Genomic DNA, 14,943 nt, shown 5'->3' on the forward strand with positions numbered 1-14,943 from the left:
AAAACGGCAGCCTCCCAAGACTTGCCCCGAAATATTGAACCAAGGAATATGACAATGACCAAGACCATCAACGCCACCTTCGCCGCAGCCCTCGTCGCCGCTTCCGTCTTCGGCGCCTCCGCGGCCTTCGCCGGCGGCGACTACTATGTCGGCGGTTCGCCGGATGCCGTGAAGACCGAGACCCGCGTCGACAGCTTCCGCACCAACAGCGTCGACAGCAACGGCAACGTCGTGATCAGGCACCAGGCTTCCCAGCCGAAGCCCTACGACCGCGGCGACTACCGCCCGGCCGGCAACTACCAGAACTGATCACCGAACCGGCAAGCTCCCAGGACTTGCCTTTGAAGAATTGAACCAAGGAATACGACAATGACCAAGACCATCAACGCCACCTTCGCCGCAGCCCTCGTCGCTGCTTCCGTCTTCGGCGCCTCCTCGGCCTTCGCCGGCGGCGACTACTATGTCGGCGGTTCGCCGGATGCCGTGAAGTCCCAGACCCATGTCGACAGCTTCCGCACGAACAGCATCGGCGGCAAGCACGTCGTCATCAAGGGCCAGGCCGACGCCCAGTCCTACGACCGTGGCGACTACCGCACCATGGCTCCGGGCAACGCCAACTGATCGTTGGCGCCACCGGGCGACCGGACAAGATTTGATGCCAAGATTTATGCAAGGACAAGAACAATGACCAAGACCTTCAACACCACTCTCGCAGCCGCCCTTCTGGCCACCTCCGTCTTCGGTGCCTCGGCTGCCCTTGCCGCCCCGGGCGGTGAATACTTCGTCGGCGGCGCCCGCCAGCCGGTCCAGGCCCAGGGCGTCGACGCGGTTCGCACGCACAGCATCGGCGACAAGCGCGTCCTCGTGCGCGACAATGCTGCCGACAGCCAGGGCGCGGCGCGCGGCGACTACCGTTCGGTTGCCCCGGTCAACGCCAACTGATCAGCCTCCTGCGCTCGGGCGATCGAGCCCGGGCGCAGCGGATGATTCCGACGCCCCTACCGGCGTCCTGCGAAGCTCTCGGTGGGAACACCGGGAGCTTCGCCCGTTTCTGCCCCGCGTCGTGCAAGCGAAAATGCCGCACGCGGGCGATTGTCGCGCTGCGGCAACGTGGGGCAGGGGGCCGGAATTGACCTTTCCCATTTCCGGCCCACATCCTTGCTGACGGCAGCCGAGAGGACTGCGGCGCTCGGAAAGGATGGGATCGAATGTTCGAAACGCTGGATGCAACGCTGCTCGCGCGGCTGCAATTCGCCTTCACGATCTCCTTTCACATCGTCTTCCCCGCCTTCTCCATCGGCCTTGCGAGCTATCTCGCCGTGCTGGAGGGCCTCTGGCTCTGGACGAAGGACGAGGTCTATTTCGCGCTCTTCAATTTCTGGAAGACGATCTTCGCGCTCGCCTTCGGCATGGGCGTCGTTTCGGGCATCGTCATGTCCTACCAGTTCGGCACCAACTGGAGCGTCTTCGCCGACAAGGCGGGCCCGGTCGTCGGGCCGCTGATGGGCTACGAGGTGCTGACCGCCTTCTTCCTCGAGGCGGGCTTCCTCGGCGTCATGCTGTTCGGCCTCAACCGCGTCGGCCCGAAGCTGCATTTCTTCGCCACGCTCATGGTCGCCCTCGGCACGCTGATCTCGGCGACCTGGATCCTTGCCGCCAATTCCTGGATGCAGACGCCCGCCGGCTTCTCCGTCAACGCGGCGGGCCAGTTCGTGCCCACCGACTGGTGGGCGGTGATCTTCAACCCGTCCTTCCCCTACAGGCTCGTGCACATGGTGCTCGCCGCCTATCTCACCACGGCCTTCGTCGTGGGCGGCGTCGGCGCCTTCCACCTCCTGCGCGGCGATGCGCCGAAGCGGGCGGGGAAGATGTTCTCGATGGCGATGTGGATGGCGGCGCTCGTCGCGCCCGTCCAGATTTTGGCCGGCGACATGCACGGCCTCAACACGCTGGAGCACCAGCCCGCCAAGGTCATGGCGATGGAGGGCCACTTCCAGAGCCATCCGGACGGCGCGCCGCTCATCCTCCTCGGCCTGCCGAATGCCGCCGAGCAGCGCGTCGACCACGCCGTCGAGATTCCGAAGCTGTCGAGCCTCATCCTCAAGCACGACCTGAATGCGCCGCTGGCAGGTCTCGATACGGTGTCGCGCGACCTGCAGCCGCCCGTCGCGGTCGTCTTCTGGTCCTTCCGCGTCATGGTCGCCATCGGCTTCGCCATGCTCGGCCTCGGCCTGTGGTCGCTCTGGTGTCGCTGGCGCGGCACGCTTGGCGAGAACCGCTGGCTGCACCGCGCCGCCGTGCTGATGGGGCCTGCCGGCTTCCTCGCCGTGCTCGCCGGCTGGGTGACGACGGAGGTCGGCCGCCAGCCCTACACGGTCTACGGCCATCTGCTGACGGCCGATTCCGTCGCGCCCGTCGATGCGCCGGCCGTCGCGACCTCGCTGATCGCCTTCATCATCGTCTATTTCCTCGTCTTCGGCGCGGGCACCTTCTATATCCTGCGCCTGATGGGCCGCCTGCCGCGCGATCCGATGCCCGAAATGGAAGGCCCCATCCGCACGGCCGGCATCACGCCCGCCGCCGCCGTCTCCAGCAAAGCCGGGAGCCACCGCCATGGCGCTTGACCTTCCCTTCCTCTGGGCGGCCATCATCGCCTTTGCGGTGCTCGCCTATGTCATCCTCGACGGCTTCGACCTCGGCGTCGGCATCCTCTTCCCCTTTTTTAAGGAAAAGCACGACCGCGACGTGATGATGAATTCCGTTGCGCCGGTCTGGGACGGCAACGAGACCTGGCTGGTGCTGGGTGGTGGTGGGCTGATGGCCGTCTTCCCGCTCGCCTATGCGACCATCCTGCCGGCGCTCTACATGCCGCTCATCCTCATGCTGCTCGGCCTCATCTTCCGCGGCGTCGCCTTCGAATACCGCTGGCGCACAAGGCGCGGCGAGTTCCTCTGGGACATCGCCTTTGCCGGCGGCTCCATGGTGGCGGCCTTCATGCAGGGCGTGGCGCTCGGCGCGCTGGTGCAGGGCATTCCCGTCACGGGCCGCGCTTATGCCGGCGGCTGGTGGGACTGGCTGACGCCCTTCTCCATCGCGACCGGTATCGCGCTGCTCGTCGGCTATGGCCTGCTCGGCGCCACCTGGCTGGTGATGAAGACCACCGGCGAGCTTGCCGCCCGCGCGCGCCGCTATGCCTTGCGCGCCGGCATCGGCACGCTCGCCGCCATGGGCGTCTTCAGCCTCTGGACGCCCTTCCTGGAGCCGCTCTATTTCGAGCGCTGGTTCGGCTGGCCGACCATCGTCTTCAGCCTGCTGGTGCCGCTGCTCGTGCTCGGCTGCTTCGCCATGCTGATCCATGGGCTAAAAACCGAGCACGATTCGTGGCCGTTCATCGCCGCGCTCGGCCTTTTCGTGCTCGGCTTTGCCGGCATCGGCATCAGCTTCTATCCCTATATCGTACCGGCCTCGCTGACGATCCGGGAAGCCGCCGCGCCTGAGGAGAGCCTTGCCTTCCTCATTGTCGGCGCGGTCGTCCTTGTGCCGATGATCCTCGGCTATACCGCCTATGCCTACTGGGTCTTCCGCGGCAAGGTCGATCCGGAGGAGGGTTATCACTGATGACCGAAGAGCGCTCGACGGTCACGAAACTGCTGTGGTTCGCCGGCCTGTGGGCGTGCGGCGTGCTCGCCGTCAGCCTCGTCGGGCTCGCCATCAAACTGGCGCTCGGCGCCTGACATTACCTTACGTGAGGGCGTCCAGCCTCGCGCCAGCTTCTGTGCCTAGGTTCCGCCTCGGCCAGCATGCAGGCCCGCAGGCGAAAGACAGGACCGCACCCTCCTTTTGTCCACCCCCGGGCCTGCATGTGGCCTTGCGACACGCAGCCGCCTTTTCCCCACACCATTCCTCTGCTATCCGGGTCCGCAAAACAGGAGACCGGAATGGCGAAGACTGCGGCAGACTGCACGACGATGGCGGAAATCCGGGAGAACATCGACCGGGTCGACAACGGGCTGATGGCGCTCTTCGCCGAACGCTGGACCTTCATCCGCCGCGCCGCCGAGATCAAGGCGGGCCTCGGCATTCCCGCCGACGTGCCGGAGCGCGTGAAGCAGGTGCGCGACAACGCCCACCGCAATGCCGAGGCACACGGCCTCGAAGGCGGCTTCTACGAGGAGATCTGGGCGCAGCTCATCCAGCACGCCATCGCCTACGAGAAGGCGGAACTCGGCGAATCCTGATCTAGCCGGAGCTAGACCTGGTTGCGCCGGCCGAGATGATCCTCCCAGTCGAGCGCGGTGCGCACGATGAAGGAAAGGTCGTTGTGCTCGGGCGTCCAGCCGAGTTCCTTCATGGCGACCGCCGGATCGGCGACGACGAGCACCGCGTCGCCCGGCCGCCGCGCGGCGAATCGCACCGGGAAGTCCTTGCCGGACGCGGCCCTGACCTTCTCCAGCACCTCCAGCACCGAGAAGCCGCGGCCATAGCCGCAATTGGCGACGATGGACCCGCCGCCCGCCCGCATGCGCTGCAGCGCCTTCAGATGGGCATTGGCAAGGTCGGAGACGTGGATGTAGTCGCGGATGCAGGTGCCGTCCGGCGTCGGATAGTCCGTGCCGTAGACCTCCATGCCCGTGCGCTTGCCGAGCGCGGCTTCGCAGGCGACCTTGATGAGATGGGTCGCGCCTTTGGTCGACTGGCCGGTGCGCCCGCGCGGATCGGCCCCCGCCACGTTGAAGTAGCGCAGCGCCGTATAGGTGAAGTCATGTGCGGCGGCGGTATCGCGCAGCATGATCTCGGTCATCAGCTTGGAGGAGCCGTAGGGCGATTCCGGCCGGAGCGCGGCGGTCTCCGACACCGGCTCGGTGCCGCCCGGCGTGCCGTAGACGGCGGCGGTGGACGAGAAGACGAAATGCGGCACCTTCGCCGCGACGGCCGCGGCGATCAGCGCGCGTGACTTCACCGTGTTGTTCTCGTAATAGGAGAGGGGATCGGCGACCGATTCCGGCACCACGATCGAGCCGGCGAAGTGGATGATCGCATCGATGCGGTTTTCCGCGAAGATCTGCGTCAGCAGCGCGGCATCGGCGATGTCGCCCTCGTAGAAGCAGGCTTCCGGCGCCAGCGCCCAGCGGAACCCGGTGGAGAGCCGGTCGAGCACCACGACCTCCTCGCCGGCATCGACCAGCGCCCAGACCATGTGGCTGCCGATATAGCCCGCCCCACCCGTAACCAGAACCGCCATGCCAACCTCCGAATCGCAAGAATAGCAGGCATATCAGCCTGCCTGCCCATGGGACGCAACCGCAATTGCGTCGGGCCCTTTTCCCGTCCGAGAAAGGTAAGAATATGTCCGATCGCTTCATCGTGCTGTCCGGCTGCTCCGGCGGCGGAAAGTCCACCCTGCTGGAAGAGCTCGCCCGGCGCGGCCATGCCGTCGTCGAGGAGCCCGGCCGCCGCATCGTGCAGGAGGAACTGGCCGCCGGCGGCAGTGCGCTGCCCTGGCTCGACCTCGCCGCCTTCGCACGCCGTGCGGTGGAGGTGGCGCTCGCAGACCGGCAGCGCATGGCCGATCACCCCGGTCTCGTCTTCTTCGATCGCGGGTTGATCGATGCCGCATCCGCGCTGGAGGCATCCGGCGGCGAGCCGGTCCTGGCGGCGCTTGCCGCCGCACATCGCTATAACCGCAAGGTTTTCCTCACCCCGCCCTGGCCGGAAATCTATGCCGGCGATGCGGCGCGCCGCCACGACTTCGACGCCGCGCTTGCCGAATATGCCCGTCTCGAAACGACCTATCCGCTGCTCGGCTACGAGACAGTGATCCTGCCGAAGGCGCCGGTCGCCGAGCGCGCCGATTTCCTGCTCGCCCGTCTGGCGGAATGATCAGCGCGCGGCGATGTAGCGGGCCAGCCGCTCGGCCGCTTCCGCGACCTGGCCGCCATCCCGAAGGAAGCAGGCCCGCATGAAGCGTTCGCCGCCGGGGCCGAAGGCCGTGCCCGGCGCAAGGCCGACATTGGTGCGGTCGACGATGTCGAGCGCGGCGAGGCGCGAATCCGTCATGCCGTCGATCTTCAGGAAGGCATAGAGCGCGCCGTCCGGCTTCAGCGTCTCCACCCGGTTGGTGGCGATCAGCGCGTCGCAGAAGATGTCGCGATTCCGCGCCGCCTTGTCGATATTCGCCTGCACGAAGGCGTCGCCCTCGTCGAGCGCCACGATAGCGCCCTGCTGCAGGAACTGCGGCACGCCGGAGGTGGAATACTGGATGAGGTTTTCCAGAACCTGGCCGATTTCCGGTGGGGCGACGATCCAGCCGACGCGCCAGCCGGTCATCGACCAGTTCTTCGAGAAGGAGTTGACGAAGATCACCCGGTCGCCGTCCTCCATCACGTCGAGGAAGGAGGGCGCCCGGCCGCCGGCATAGTGATAGAGCGCATAGATCTCGTCGGCCATGATCCACAGATCGTGCCGCCGGGCGATGGCGAGGAGGCTGGCAAGGTCCTCGCGCGTCGCTGTCCAGCCTGTCGGGTTCGACGGCGTGTTGACGAAGAGCACGCGCGTCTTCGGCGTGATCGCGGCCTCGATGCGGCCAAGGTCGAGCTGCCAGCGCCCGCCGGAAAAATCGAGCGGCACGGCGATGGTGTTGGCGCCGGAAAGCTCCGCCGCCGCGGCAAAATTCGGCCAGGCCGGCGTCAGGTAGACCATGTCGTCGCCCGGCGAGACGAGCGCCTCGATGGCAAGCTTGATCGCCTGCATGCCCGAGCCGACCACGTAGAAATGCTCGTCCGGCAGGAAAGCGCCGAAGCGCCGCGCATAGTAGCGCGACAGCGCCGCCCGAAGCTCCGGAATCCCCCGCTGCCAGGTGTAGAAGGTCTCGCCCCGCAGCAGCGCGTCGGAGGCCGCGCGCGCGATGAACCCGGGCGTCGGCAGGTCCCCTTCGCCGACCCAGAGCGGGATCAGCCCTTCGCGCCCGCGCGCATAGTTGACGACTTCGACGATCCCGCTCTCCGGCGCACGGAGCGAGCGGGGGCTGAGGCTTTCGACGATGGTCATGGCTTCACTCCGCAATCCCGCCTTCGTCCGGAACGGCGAAGCGCCCAGGATCCGGAGCTTTGTGTTTCAACCGCATTGTCCGACGCCGAAGCGATCCCGCCTCGGCTGCAAATGCTCTAGCGGTTTTTCCGCGGCCGTTCACGCGAGTTTCGCTGACGGATGCATCGAATTCGGTGATGGGAGGACGCTCACCCCTCGCTCAGCCGTCAAGCCCCATCAGGTCTTCCGCCCGCGGGCGGCGAAGGGGAACGTTCTTGAGGCTCTGGGCGACCTCGGCCAGCGCGGAAAGCGCATGCACGATGTTCTGCATGTCCCTTTCACGGGCGGCCGCGATGTCGATTGCGGGAAGGAAGGCAGGCTCTGACGATTCGGACTTCCGCATTGTCGCATCCTTTTCCGGATTGCTCTGCAAGGAAACGCCGGCTTCCACGACGCCCGGCTCACGAAATGTCACGCTCACTGTCACTCGAATGGTCTTTCACTCTGATTCGCCTAGCTTATCAGGTCTACCTTGCGTGAGAATCCCCTGAAACGAAGTGGTGCCGTAAGCGGCGGAGGACCGGTCGGAAACGCCGGCTGCGCCTGCAGTCACGCCGAAACGGCGATCGAGTCGCAGGCAAAATGTCAGGAAACTTTGCGGCTTCTTGAAGGAGAGTGAGTGGTGCCCGGAGGCGGATTTGAACCACCGACACGCGGATTTTCAATCCGCTGCTCTACCAACTGAGCTATCCGGGCATCCGGCTTGGATTTCGGGTGAAATCCGTGGGGCGCTTGGTTTCGCCCCGGAAGCGAGCGGGGTTATAGCATCTTGCGAAAATGTGTCCAGCCCCATCGGCGGTTTTTTGCGGGAAAAATGGCGGGCTTTTCAAGTTGTGGAAAAGATTGCGTTTTTGCCTGCGCGGCGAGGCGTTACCGGTCGTCTTCGTCGGCTTTGGTCTCGTCGTCGGCGACGGGGATGGCATAGGAGCCGGAGAGCCAGCGGTTGAGGTCGACGTCGCGGCAGCGGCTGGAACAGAAGGGATAATGCTCGCGCGAGGAGGGGCGCCGGCAGATCGGGCAGGGGATGGCCTTGCGCAGGGGCGCCACGGTGGCGGAGGGCTTTTCGGTCTCGTCGGCCATGTCAGGCATCCGCCCAGCCGGCATGCACGTCGAAGCCCTCGCCGGAAAGGAGGGCGAGCGTCTCGTAGAGCGGCAGGCCGACGACATTGGTATAGGAGCCCACCAGCTTGACGACGAAGCTGCCGGCAATGCCCTGGATGGCATAGCCGCCCGCCTTGCCGCGCCATTGGCCGGAGGCGAGGTAATGCTCGATGTCGCTGGCCGAGAGCCGCTTGAAGCGCACCTTGGTGTCGATGACCCTCTGGCGCACGGTGCGATCCGGCGTGATGAGGCAGACGCCGGTGAAGACGCGGTGGCTGCGACCGGAGAGAAGATGCAGCGCGCTGGAGGCCTCGTCGATCATCTCCGTCTTCGGCAGGATACGCCGGCCGACGGAAACGACCGTGTCGGCCGCAAGGATGTAGCTGCCGGCAAAGGCCGCGTCGCCCTTGACGGCGGCGAGCGCCGCCTCGGCCTTGCCGGTCGACAGGCGCCGCGCCAGCGAGCGGGGATGCTCGGAACGCTTCGGCGTCTCGTCGATATCCATCGGCATCAAGCGCGCGGGCGCAATGCCCGCCTGCGCGAGCAGTTCGACGCGGCGCGGCGAGCCGGAGGCGAGGATGAGCTTTTCGGTCTGCGCCATGATGTCTCCGGAAAAGCGCCGGGATGCGCCGGACTTCGCTTCGCGGCGCAATGCCGGGCGAGGGCGCGGCCTCCGGGGCTTGCGGGAAGCCGCTTACTTGAAACGATAGGTGATGCGACCCTTGGTGAGGTCGTAGGGGGTCATCTCGACCAGCACCTTGTCGCCGGCGAGAACGCGGATGCGGTTCTTGCGCATGCGGCCTGCGGTGTGCGCGATGATCTCGTGCTCGTTTTCGAGCTTGACGCGGAAGGTCGCGTTCGGGAGCAGTTCCGTCACGACGCCGGGGAATTCGAGGACTTCTTCTTTTGCCATCTTTGAGCGATATTCCTGTGAGGTGGATTCGGGGAGGCAGGATGCCCGCCTCGAAAAGTTGCCGGAAACTACACAATCCCCGGTGCTTTGTGAACACCGAAGCGCCGGCTTTCTGCATTTGCCGTTCTTGCGGCCGTTTCCGCGTCAGCCGGGGCCTTTCAGCCGCTTCTCGATCAGCATCTTCAGGAACTCGCGAACGTCCCGGTAGGATGCCAGGATCTGCTCGCGCGTGCCGGTGGCGACCGTCGGATCGGGCGTCGGCCAGTACATCACGTCGACGGCCATGGAACGTGTCAGCTCGAGGGCGGCATGGTGCGCCTCCGGGGCGAGCGTGACGATGAGGTCGAAGTAATCGTCCTCCAGCTCGTCGAGCGAATGGGGCGCGTGGCGGCCGAGCGAAAGGCCGACCTCGCCGAGCACCGCATCAACGAAGGGATCGCGCTCGCCGGGGCGCACGCCCGCCGAGGCGACATAGGTGCCGGGCAGGAGGCTGCGGGCGATCGTCTCGGCCATCGGCGAGCGCACCGCATTCATGCGGCACATGAAGAGGATCGAACGGGGCGTTCGCGGCCGGGCGTCCTGCACTGCCGGGAAGGCACCCTCCATCCGCTCACCCGCGCCAGTAGAGAACGCAGACGAGCGTGAACAGGCGCCGGGCCGTGTCGAAATCGAAACGGATCTTGCCGGAAAGCCTGTCCATCAATGTCTGCGATCCCTCGTTGTGGATGCCGCGCCGGCCCATGTCGATCGCCTCGATCTGGCTTGGCGTGGCCGAGCGGATCGCCTGGTAGTAGCTCTCGCAGATCAGGAAATAATCCTTCACGATGCGGCGGAAGGGCGTCAGCGAGAGGATATGGGTGGCGACCGCCTCGCCGGCCTCCGTGCGGATCGCGAAGACCAGCTTGGAATCGAGCAGCGAGATGTGCAGGCGGTAGGGGCCGCCGGCATGGCCGATCGGCTCGAAGGTGTTTTCCTCGATGAGATCGAAGATGGCAACGGCACGCTCGTGCTCCACATCCGGCGTGGCCTGGCCGATCGTATCGTCCAGCACCACGTCGCAGAGGCGGAAGTTGCCCTTCGTGCCCATGCCTCACGTCTCCATGTTGAGCCGGATGGCGACGGAACGGGCATGGGCGCCGAGCCCTTCGGCTTCGGCGAGCGTCACGGCGGCGGGGCCGAGGGCGCGAAGCTGGTCCGGGCCGAGGCGCAGGATCGACGTGCGCTTCATATAGTCGAGCACGGAGAGGCCCGAGGAGAAGCGCGCGGAACGGGCGGTCGGCAGCACGTGGTTGGAGCCGCCGACATAATCGCCGATGACCTCCGGCGTGTGGCGGCCGACGAAGATGGCGCCGGCATTGCGGATTTCCGGCAGCAGCGCGTCGGGATCGGCGGTGGCGATCTCCAGGTGCTCGGCGGCGATACGGTTGGCCAGCGGCACGGCCTTTGCAAGGTCCGGGACGAGGATGGTCGCGCCGAAATCGCGCCAGCTCGCGGCGGCGGTCTGCGAGCGCGCCAGCGTCTTGAGCTGCCGCTCGACGGCGGCCTCGACGGCATCGGCAAGGGCCGCGCTGTCGGTGACGAGGATCGACTGCGCGCCGACATCGTGCTCGGCCTGGGCGAGAAGGTCAGCGGCCAGCCAGTCCGGATCGTTGTCGGCATCGGCGATGACGAGCACTTCCGAGGGGCCGGCGATCATGTCGATGCCGACCGTGCCGAAGACCTGGCGCTTGGCGGCGGCGACGAAGGCGTTGCCGGGACCGGTGATCTTGGCGACGGGCGCGATGGTCTGCGTGCCATAGGCGAGCGCCGCGACGGCCTGCGCGCCGCCGATGCGGTAGATCTCGTCGACGCCGGCAATGCGCGCGGCTGCAAGCACGGCGGGATTGATCTCGCCTTCCTTGGCGGGCACCACCATGACGATGCGCGGCACGCCGGCGACCTTGGCCGGCACGGCGTTCATCAGCACCGAGCTCGGATAGCTCGCCGTGCCGCCGGGGACATAGAGACCGACGGCGTCGATCGCCGTCCAGCGCGAGCCAAGGCCGACGCCGATGGCGTCCTCGTAGATGTCGTCCTTCGGCTTCTGGCGGGCATGATGCTTCTCGATGCGCTGGGCGGCAAGCTCCAGCGCGGCGATGATCTTGGGGTCGACGGCGTCATAGGCCGCATCGATCTCCTCCAGCGACACGCGCATGGAGTTGGTTGCAAGATCGAGGCCGTCGAATTTCTTCGTATAGTCGGCGAGCGCCGCGTCGCCGCGGGCGCGCACATCGTCGATGATGGTGCGCACGATGGCGTTGACGTCCTCGGAGACCTCGCGCTTGGTGGTCAGGAAGGCAGCGAAGCGGGTTTCGAAATCGCTGCTCTGGTAGTCGAGTCTGATCGCCAAGTCGTCACGTCCCTGTCGTCTCCCGGCAAAAGCGCCGGACCAATGCTCAAACCGCCGGATGGCGGGGTTTCAAGCTGGTTTCCCATGCCCCGCCGGTATCTGCAAGCTGAACTTCGACGCATTCCACATCGAGGGCGATGGAGGCATTGCCGGAGAGCACGAGCTCGACGGTGCCCTCGGGGCCTTCGCCCTTCCGGGCGAAGTTCACGGCGAGGAGGGAGAAGACGGCTTCCCGGTCCTTGCGGTCGATGCCGAGCGAGCGCACGGCCTCGACGCGCTTGAAGGCGAGGACGGCGCGGCGGCGCTCGAAGCTCTTGCCGCGCGTCCCCGCCTTTTCCCAGGCGAAGCGGTTGACGGCGAGCGAAAAGACATGGTGGCGGGCGTCATAGGCAAGGCCGTCGGTCTTGAAGACCGCGTCCTGCAGGTGGGCCGAGACGACGGAGAGGTCCTCCGTGTCGAGGGCGAGCAGTTTCAGGCTGTCCATTGGCAAGTCCTTCCCGCGGATGTGCGGTATCTCGAATATCGATCACGAGATAGGACGGCGCGCGGCGGACTGCAACTCCGCCGCGCGTAGAACATCAATCGCTGACGCGTTCGACGACCGCGCCGCAGCGCGTGAGCTTTTCTTCCAGCCTCTCGAAGCCGCGGTCGAGGTGATAGACTCGCGAGACCGTCGTCTCGCCCTCGGCGGCAAGGCCGGCGATGACGAGCGAGACGGAGGCGCGCAGGTCCGTCGCCATGACGGGTGCGCCGCGCAGCCGCTCGACGCCCTCGATCTTGGCCGTCTGGCCGGAGAGCGAAATCTTCGCGCCGAGGCGGGCCAGCTCCTGCACATGCATGAAGCGGTTCTCGAAGATCGTCTCGGTGATGTGCGAAATGCCGTTCGACTTGGTCATCAGGCCCATGAACTGCGCTTGCAGGTCCGTCGGGAAGCCGGGGAAGGGATCGGTCACGACATCGACCGGCTTGATGCCGCCGCCGTTGCGCACGATGCGGATACCGCTTTCTGTCGAGGTGATCTCGGCGCCGGAGCGGCGGATCGCTTCGAGCGCGGTGTCGAGCAGGGCCGCATCCGTGCCTTCCAGCACGACGTCGCCGCCGGTCATGGCGACGGCCATGGCATAGGTGCCGGTCTCGATGCGGTCGGGCAGCACGCGATGGCGCGCGCCGGAAAGCTGGTCGACGCCTTCGACGGTGATGGTGGAGGTGCCGGCGCCGGAGATCTTCGCGCCCATGGCGTTGAGGCACTTGGCGAGGTCCTGCACCTCGGGCTCGCGGGCGGCGTTGCCGATCACGGTCGTGCCGCGGGCGAGCGTCGCCGCCATCATCATGACATGGGTCGCGCCGACGGAGACCTTCGGGAAGGTGTAGCGCGCGCCGATCAGGCCGCCCTCGGGCGCCGTCGCCTCGACATAGCCGCCGTCGATCTCGATCTTCGCGCCGAGCGCGGCGAGCGCCTCGATGAAGAGGTCGACCGGGCGCGTGCCGATGGCGCAGCCGCCCGGCAGCGAGACGCGGGCCTTGCCCTCGCGGGCGAGCAGCGGGCCGATGACCCAGAAGGAGGCGCGCATCTTCGAGACCAGCTCGTAGGGGGCGGTCGTGTCGACGATGTTGCGCGAGGTGAAGTGGACGGTGCGCGAATAGCCCTCGCCCTGGCGCTCGCGGCGGCCGTTGACGGAGATATCGGCGCCGTGGTTGCCGAGGATGCGGATGAGCTGCTCGACGTCGGCAAGATGCGGCACGTTTTCCAGCGTCAGCGTGTCGTCGGTGAGGAGCGAGGCGATCATCAGCGGCAGTGCGGCATTCTTGGCGCCGGAGATCGGGATGATGCCCCGAAGCTCATTGCCGCCTACAATCCTGATACGATCCATGTGTGACTACGGGCCGGGCCCGCCTTTCCTGAGAAGAATATCGGCTTTCGGAGATGGCGGCTTCTTAGAGCATCGCGATCGAAAAATGAAGACCGTGCCGGCCGCATGGTTATTTGCGCCCGGTTCCGGAAACCGTCCCCCGTCGCCTTCGTGATGAAGACAGCTTCGACTAACCGTCCGATTCGTCTTTTTTTGCGGCAGGAAGACCCGTCGTCTCGTCCGCATCACCCGCGCGCCGGGCGCGCGCCTGCTGCTTGCGGCGCTGCAGGTTCTCCCTCAGCGTCTTCGCCAGCCGCTCGGCCCGAAGCTCCGCCTCCGTCCTGATCTTCCGGTCTTTCGTCTCGTCCTTCCCGCTCATATCCCTTCTCATAATGAAATCCGCGCCCCGAAAAAAGCGCCGCCCGCATCAGATTTGTTGCGATAATCGCAAATTGGCCGCTTGCGCTGCCCGGTCACCTGTGGCAATAGGCCCTCGCTCACGCGGAACAGCATCGTTCCGCCGGATGCTGCTATAGCTCAGGGGTAGAGCACTCCCTTGGTAAGGGAGAGGCCGAGAGTTCAAATCTCTCTAGCAGCACCATTCTTTCTCCCCGTTTTTCCAGTCTCCATGTTGCCCACAGCCGCCTTCCTTCGCGTCTGTCCGGGCGGTTCTCCAACGATGCGTTTGAAGGCTCTGGCGAAGGCGGCCTGGGAGCCGAAGCCGAGGCGGCGGGCGGCGGTGTCTATGGCGAGCTTGTCGCGGCGGAACCATTGTTCGGCAAGGCGCATGCGCAGCGCCAGCACGTAGCGCTGCGGCGTGACGCCCGTCACCTCGACGAAGCGCTTGGCGAAGACGGAGCGGGAGCTGCCCATTTCCCGCGCCATGTCGGCGAGCGTCCAGTTGCGGCCGGGCTCGCGGTGGAGCGCGGCGATGACGCGGCCGAGCCGCGGGTCGCGCAGGGCCTCGATCCAGCCCGTGGCGTCGCCGCAGCCGCATTCCACCCAGCCGCGCACGATGGAGGCGGCGATGACGTCGGCAAGGCGGGCGAGGATGCCGGCCGAGCCGACGCGCTCCTCGGCCATTTCCCGCTCCATCGCGTCGAGCAGCGGCATCAGCTCGGGCTGGCGGCCGATCAGCGCGCCGACGGACATGACCTGCGGCATGAGCCCGACCAGCGGATGCAGCGTGTCCAGCTCGAATTCCATGCGGCCGGTGAAGATGAGGACGTCGTTTTCCCGGTTCGTCTCCCTGACGCAGGCCTCCACGGCCGCGACGTCGGAGCATAGCGGCTTTCGCGTATAGCTCTCGTAATCGCGGATCGTGACGTTCGCGGCGGTGACGATCTCGTGCACCTCGCCGCGCGGCAGGAGCACGGCATCGCCGCAGCAGAGTTCCCGCTGCACCTGTCCGGGTGCGCGCAGAAGAACGTTGCCGCGCGCGATGAAATGGAAGCGGGCTTCCGGCCCCGCGGGAAAGCGGATGCCGAAGGGCGGGCTGAGCTGGAGCCGGCCGTAGCTGGCGCCGCGCAGGCGCATGCCCATCAGCAGCTCGCTGACGGGATCGTGCGCATTTTTCGACGGGTCGGACGATGGATCAAACATTG

20 protein-coding genes and 2 tRNA genes are annotated in these 14,943 nt (G+C 66.4%); 8 read left to right on the forward strand and 14 right to left on the reverse strand.

Features of this window, described 5'->3' with window-relative positions:
• Positions 1–54 precede the first annotated feature (54 nt).
• From ACZ1A1_RS20655 to ACZ1A1_RS20680, 6 genes are all read left to right on the forward strand, one after another.
• A complete protein-coding gene (locus ACZ1A1_RS20655) occupies positions 55–309 on the forward strand; it encodes a hypothetical protein (protein WP_313194543.1) in 255 nt (84 codons plus the stop codon).
• Between the two features lie 60 nt (positions 310–369).
• A complete protein-coding gene (locus ACZ1A1_RS20660) occupies positions 370–621 on the forward strand; it encodes a hypothetical protein (protein ID WP_463621401.1) in 252 nt (83 codons plus the stop codon).
• Between the two features lie 63 nt (positions 622–684).
• A complete protein-coding gene (locus ACZ1A1_RS20665) occupies positions 685–942 on the forward strand; it encodes a hypothetical protein (RefSeq protein ID WP_313194541.1) in 258 nt (85 codons plus the stop codon).
• A gap of 266 nt (positions 943–1,208) precedes the next feature.
• The gene (locus tag ACZ1A1_RS20670; protein WP_463621402.1) at positions 1,209–2,624 is read left to right on the forward strand and encodes a cytochrome ubiquinol oxidase subunit I; all 1,416 of its coding nucleotides are present in this window, start codon (positions 1,209–1,211) and stop codon (positions 2,622–2,624) included.
• On the forward strand, positions 2,614–3,618 hold the full coding sequence (gene cydB / locus ACZ1A1_RS20675; RefSeq protein WP_463621403.1) for a cytochrome d ubiquinol oxidase subunit II: 1,005 nt from the start codon (positions 2,614–2,616) through the stop codon (positions 3,616–3,618). The genes ACZ1A1_RS20670 and cydB overlap by 11 nt, the downstream gene beginning before the upstream one ends.
• Positions 3,619–3,938: 320 nt before the next feature.
• The gene (locus tag ACZ1A1_RS20680; protein WP_463621404.1) at positions 3,939–4,238 is read left to right on the forward strand and encodes a chorismate mutase family protein; all 300 of its coding nucleotides are present in this window, start codon (positions 3,939–3,941) and stop codon (positions 4,236–4,238) included.
• Positions 4,239–4,249: 11 nt separating this feature from the next.
• Here ACZ1A1_RS20680 and galE read toward each other — a convergent pair whose 3' ends face one another.
• Positions 4,250–5,242 carry a UDP-glucose 4-epimerase GalE gene (galE, locus tag ACZ1A1_RS20685; RefSeq protein ID WP_463621405.1) on the reverse strand — a complete coding sequence of 331 codons (993 nt, stop codon included), beginning with the start codon at positions 5,240–5,242 and terminating at the stop codon, positions 4,250–4,252.
• Between the two features lie 104 nt (positions 5,243–5,346).
• On the opposite strand from galE, the gene ACZ1A1_RS20690 reads away from it, so the two are divergent.
• On the forward strand, positions 5,347–5,880 hold the full coding sequence (locus tag ACZ1A1_RS20690) for an AAA family ATPase (protein WP_463621406.1): 534 nt from the start codon (positions 5,347–5,349) through the stop codon (positions 5,878–5,880).
• Here the strand turns inward: ACZ1A1_RS20690 and ACZ1A1_RS20695 are convergent, their stop codons facing one another.
• The 12 genes from ACZ1A1_RS20695 to ACZ1A1_RS20750 form a co-directional block, all read right to left on the reverse strand.
• Entirely contained in the window at positions 5,881–7,047 is a 1,167-nt protein-coding gene (locus ACZ1A1_RS20695) for a pyridoxal phosphate-dependent aminotransferase (RefSeq protein WP_463621407.1), read from the reverse strand. It abuts the gene before it with no gap.
• Between the two features lie 199 nt (positions 7,048–7,246).
• Entirely contained in the window at positions 7,247–7,429 is a 183-nt protein-coding gene (locus ACZ1A1_RS20700) for a hypothetical protein (protein WP_463621408.1), read from the reverse strand.
• Positions 7,430–7,706: 277 nt separating this feature from the next.
• Positions 7,707–7,782 (reverse strand) — tRNA-Phe (locus ACZ1A1_RS20705).
• A 174-nt stretch (positions 7,783–7,956) separates the two neighbouring features.
• Positions 7,957–8,166: a DNA gyrase inhibitor YacG gene (gene yacG, locus ACZ1A1_RS20710; protein ID WP_415213334.1), complete on the reverse strand. Its 210-nt coding sequence runs from the start codon at positions 8,164–8,166 to the stop codon at positions 7,957–7,959.
• A gap of 1 nt (position 8,167) precedes the next feature.
• Positions 8,168–8,788 carry a Maf-like protein gene (locus tag ACZ1A1_RS20715; protein WP_463621409.1) on the reverse strand — a complete coding sequence of 207 codons (621 nt, stop codon included), beginning with the start codon at positions 8,786–8,788 and terminating at the stop codon, positions 8,168–8,170.
• 93 nt (positions 8,789–8,881) lie between these two features.
• Positions 8,882–9,100: a translation initiation factor IF-1 gene (gene infA, locus ACZ1A1_RS20720; RefSeq protein ID WP_004435948.1), complete on the reverse strand. Its 219-nt coding sequence runs from the start codon at positions 9,098–9,100 to the stop codon at positions 8,882–8,884.
• Positions 9,101–9,244: 144 nt separating this feature from the next.
• Entirely contained in the window at positions 9,245–9,706 is a 462-nt protein-coding gene (locus ACZ1A1_RS20725; RefSeq protein ID WP_119257594.1) for an arsenate-mycothiol transferase ArsC, read from the reverse strand.
• A gap of 4 nt (positions 9,707–9,710) precedes the next feature.
• The gene (locus ACZ1A1_RS20730; RefSeq protein WP_415213332.1) at positions 9,711–10,187 is read right to left on the reverse strand and encodes a UPF0262 family protein; all 477 of its coding nucleotides are present in this window, start codon (positions 10,185–10,187) and stop codon (positions 9,711–9,713) included.
• Positions 10,188–10,190: 3 nt separating this feature from the next.
• On the reverse strand, positions 10,191–11,489 hold the full coding sequence (hisD, locus tag ACZ1A1_RS20735) for a histidinol dehydrogenase (protein WP_463621411.1): 1,299 nt from the start codon (positions 11,487–11,489) through the stop codon (positions 10,191–10,193).
• A 46-nt stretch (positions 11,490–11,535) separates the two neighbouring features.
• A complete protein-coding gene (locus ACZ1A1_RS20740; protein WP_463621412.1) occupies positions 11,536–11,973 on the reverse strand; it encodes a DUF2948 family protein in 438 nt (145 codons plus the stop codon).
• Positions 11,974–12,067: 94 nt separating this feature from the next.
• Positions 12,068–13,360, reverse strand: a complete 1,293-nt coding sequence (gene murA / locus ACZ1A1_RS20745) for a UDP-N-acetylglucosamine 1-carboxyvinyltransferase (RefSeq protein WP_313194471.1) — start codon at positions 13,358–13,360, stop codon at positions 12,068–12,070.
• Between the two features lie 169 nt (positions 13,361–13,529).
• Positions 13,530–13,718 (reverse strand): hypothetical protein, encoded by a 189-nt coding sequence (locus ACZ1A1_RS20750; RefSeq protein WP_313194470.1) that lies wholly within the window; start codon positions 13,716–13,718, stop codon positions 13,530–13,532.
• Between the two features lie 147 nt (positions 13,719–13,865).
• Here ACZ1A1_RS20750 and ACZ1A1_RS20755 point away from each other — a divergent pair.
• Positions 13,866–13,940, forward strand: a tRNA-Thr gene (locus tag ACZ1A1_RS20755).
• Here the strand turns inward: ACZ1A1_RS20755 and ACZ1A1_RS20760 are convergent.
• Positions 13,919–14,941: an AraC family transcriptional regulator gene (locus ACZ1A1_RS20760; protein WP_463621413.1), complete on the reverse strand. Its 1,023-nt coding sequence runs from the start codon at positions 14,939–14,941 to the stop codon at positions 13,919–13,921. The genes ACZ1A1_RS20755 and ACZ1A1_RS20760 overlap by 22 nt on opposite strands.
• Between the last annotated feature and the right edge of the window lie 2 nt (positions 14,942–14,943).

It is taken from the genome of Shinella sp. R2-11 (assembly GCF_055330205.1).

Bases quoted from the DNA above. Each gene is read 5' to 3' on its own strand.
- ACZ1A1_RS20655 (WP_313194543.1), top strand. From the start codon at position 55: ATGACCAAGACCATCAACGCCACCTTCGCCGCAGCCCTCGTCGCCGCT.
- ACZ1A1_RS20660 (WP_463621401.1), top strand. From the start codon at position 370: ATGACCAAGACCATCAACGCCACCTTCGCCGCAGCCCTCGTCGCTGCT.
- ACZ1A1_RS20665 (WP_313194541.1), top strand. From the start codon at position 685: ATGACCAAGACCTTCAACACCACTCTCGCAGCCGCCCTTCTGGCCACC.
- ACZ1A1_RS20670 (WP_463621402.1), top strand. From the start codon at position 1,209: ATGTTCGAAACGCTGGATGCAACGCTGCTCGCGCGGCTGCAATTCGCC.
- cydB (WP_463621403.1), top strand. From the start codon at position 2,614: ATGGCGCTTGACCTTCCCTTCCTCTGGGCGGCCATCATCGCCTTTGCG.
- ACZ1A1_RS20680 (WP_463621404.1), top strand. From the start codon at position 3,939: ATGGCGAAGACTGCGGCAGACTGCACGACGATGGCGGAAATCCGGGAG.
- galE (WP_463621405.1), bottom strand. From the start codon at position 5,242: ATGGCGGTTCTGGTTACGGGTGGGGCGGGCTATATCGGCAGCCACATG.
- ACZ1A1_RS20690 (WP_463621406.1), top strand. From the start codon at position 5,347: ATGTCCGATCGCTTCATCGTGCTGTCCGGCTGCTCCGGCGGCGGAAAG.
- ACZ1A1_RS20695 (WP_463621407.1), bottom strand. From the start codon at position 7,047: ATGACCATCGTCGAAAGCCTCAGCCCCCGCTCGCTCCGTGCGCCGGAG.
- ACZ1A1_RS20700 (WP_463621408.1), bottom strand. From the start codon at position 7,429: ATGCGGAAGTCCGAATCGTCAGAGCCTGCCTTCCTTCCCGCAATCGAC.
- yacG (WP_415213334.1), bottom strand. From the start codon at position 8,166: ATGGCCGACGAGACCGAAAAGCCCTCCGCCACCGTGGCGCCCCTGCGC.
- ACZ1A1_RS20715 (WP_463621409.1), bottom strand. From the start codon at position 8,788: ATGGCGCAGACCGAAAAGCTCATCCTCGCCTCCGGCTCGCCGCGCCGC.
- infA (WP_004435948.1), bottom strand. From the start codon at position 9,100: ATGGCAAAAGAAGAAGTCCTCGAATTCCCCGGCGTCGTGACGGAACTG.
- ACZ1A1_RS20725 (WP_119257594.1), bottom strand. From the start codon at position 9,706: ATGGAGGGTGCCTTCCCGGCAGTGCAGGACGCCCGGCCGCGAACGCCC.
- ACZ1A1_RS20730 (WP_415213332.1), bottom strand. From the start codon at position 10,187: ATGGGCACGAAGGGCAACTTCCGCCTCTGCGACGTGGTGCTGGACGAT.
- ACZ1A1_RS20740 (WP_463621412.1), bottom strand. From the start codon at position 11,973: ATGGACAGCCTGAAACTGCTCGCCCTCGACACGGAGGACCTCTCCGTC.
- murA (WP_313194471.1), bottom strand. From the start codon at position 13,360: ATGGATCGTATCAGGATTGTAGGCGGCAATGAGCTTCGGGGCATCATC.
- ACZ1A1_RS20750 (WP_313194470.1), bottom strand. From the start codon at position 13,718: ATGAGCGGGAAGGACGAGACGAAAGACCGGAAGATCAGGACGGAGGCG.
- ACZ1A1_RS20760 (WP_463621413.1), bottom strand. From the start codon at position 14,941: ATGTTTGATCCATCGTCCGACCCGTCGAAAAATGCGCACGATCCCGTC.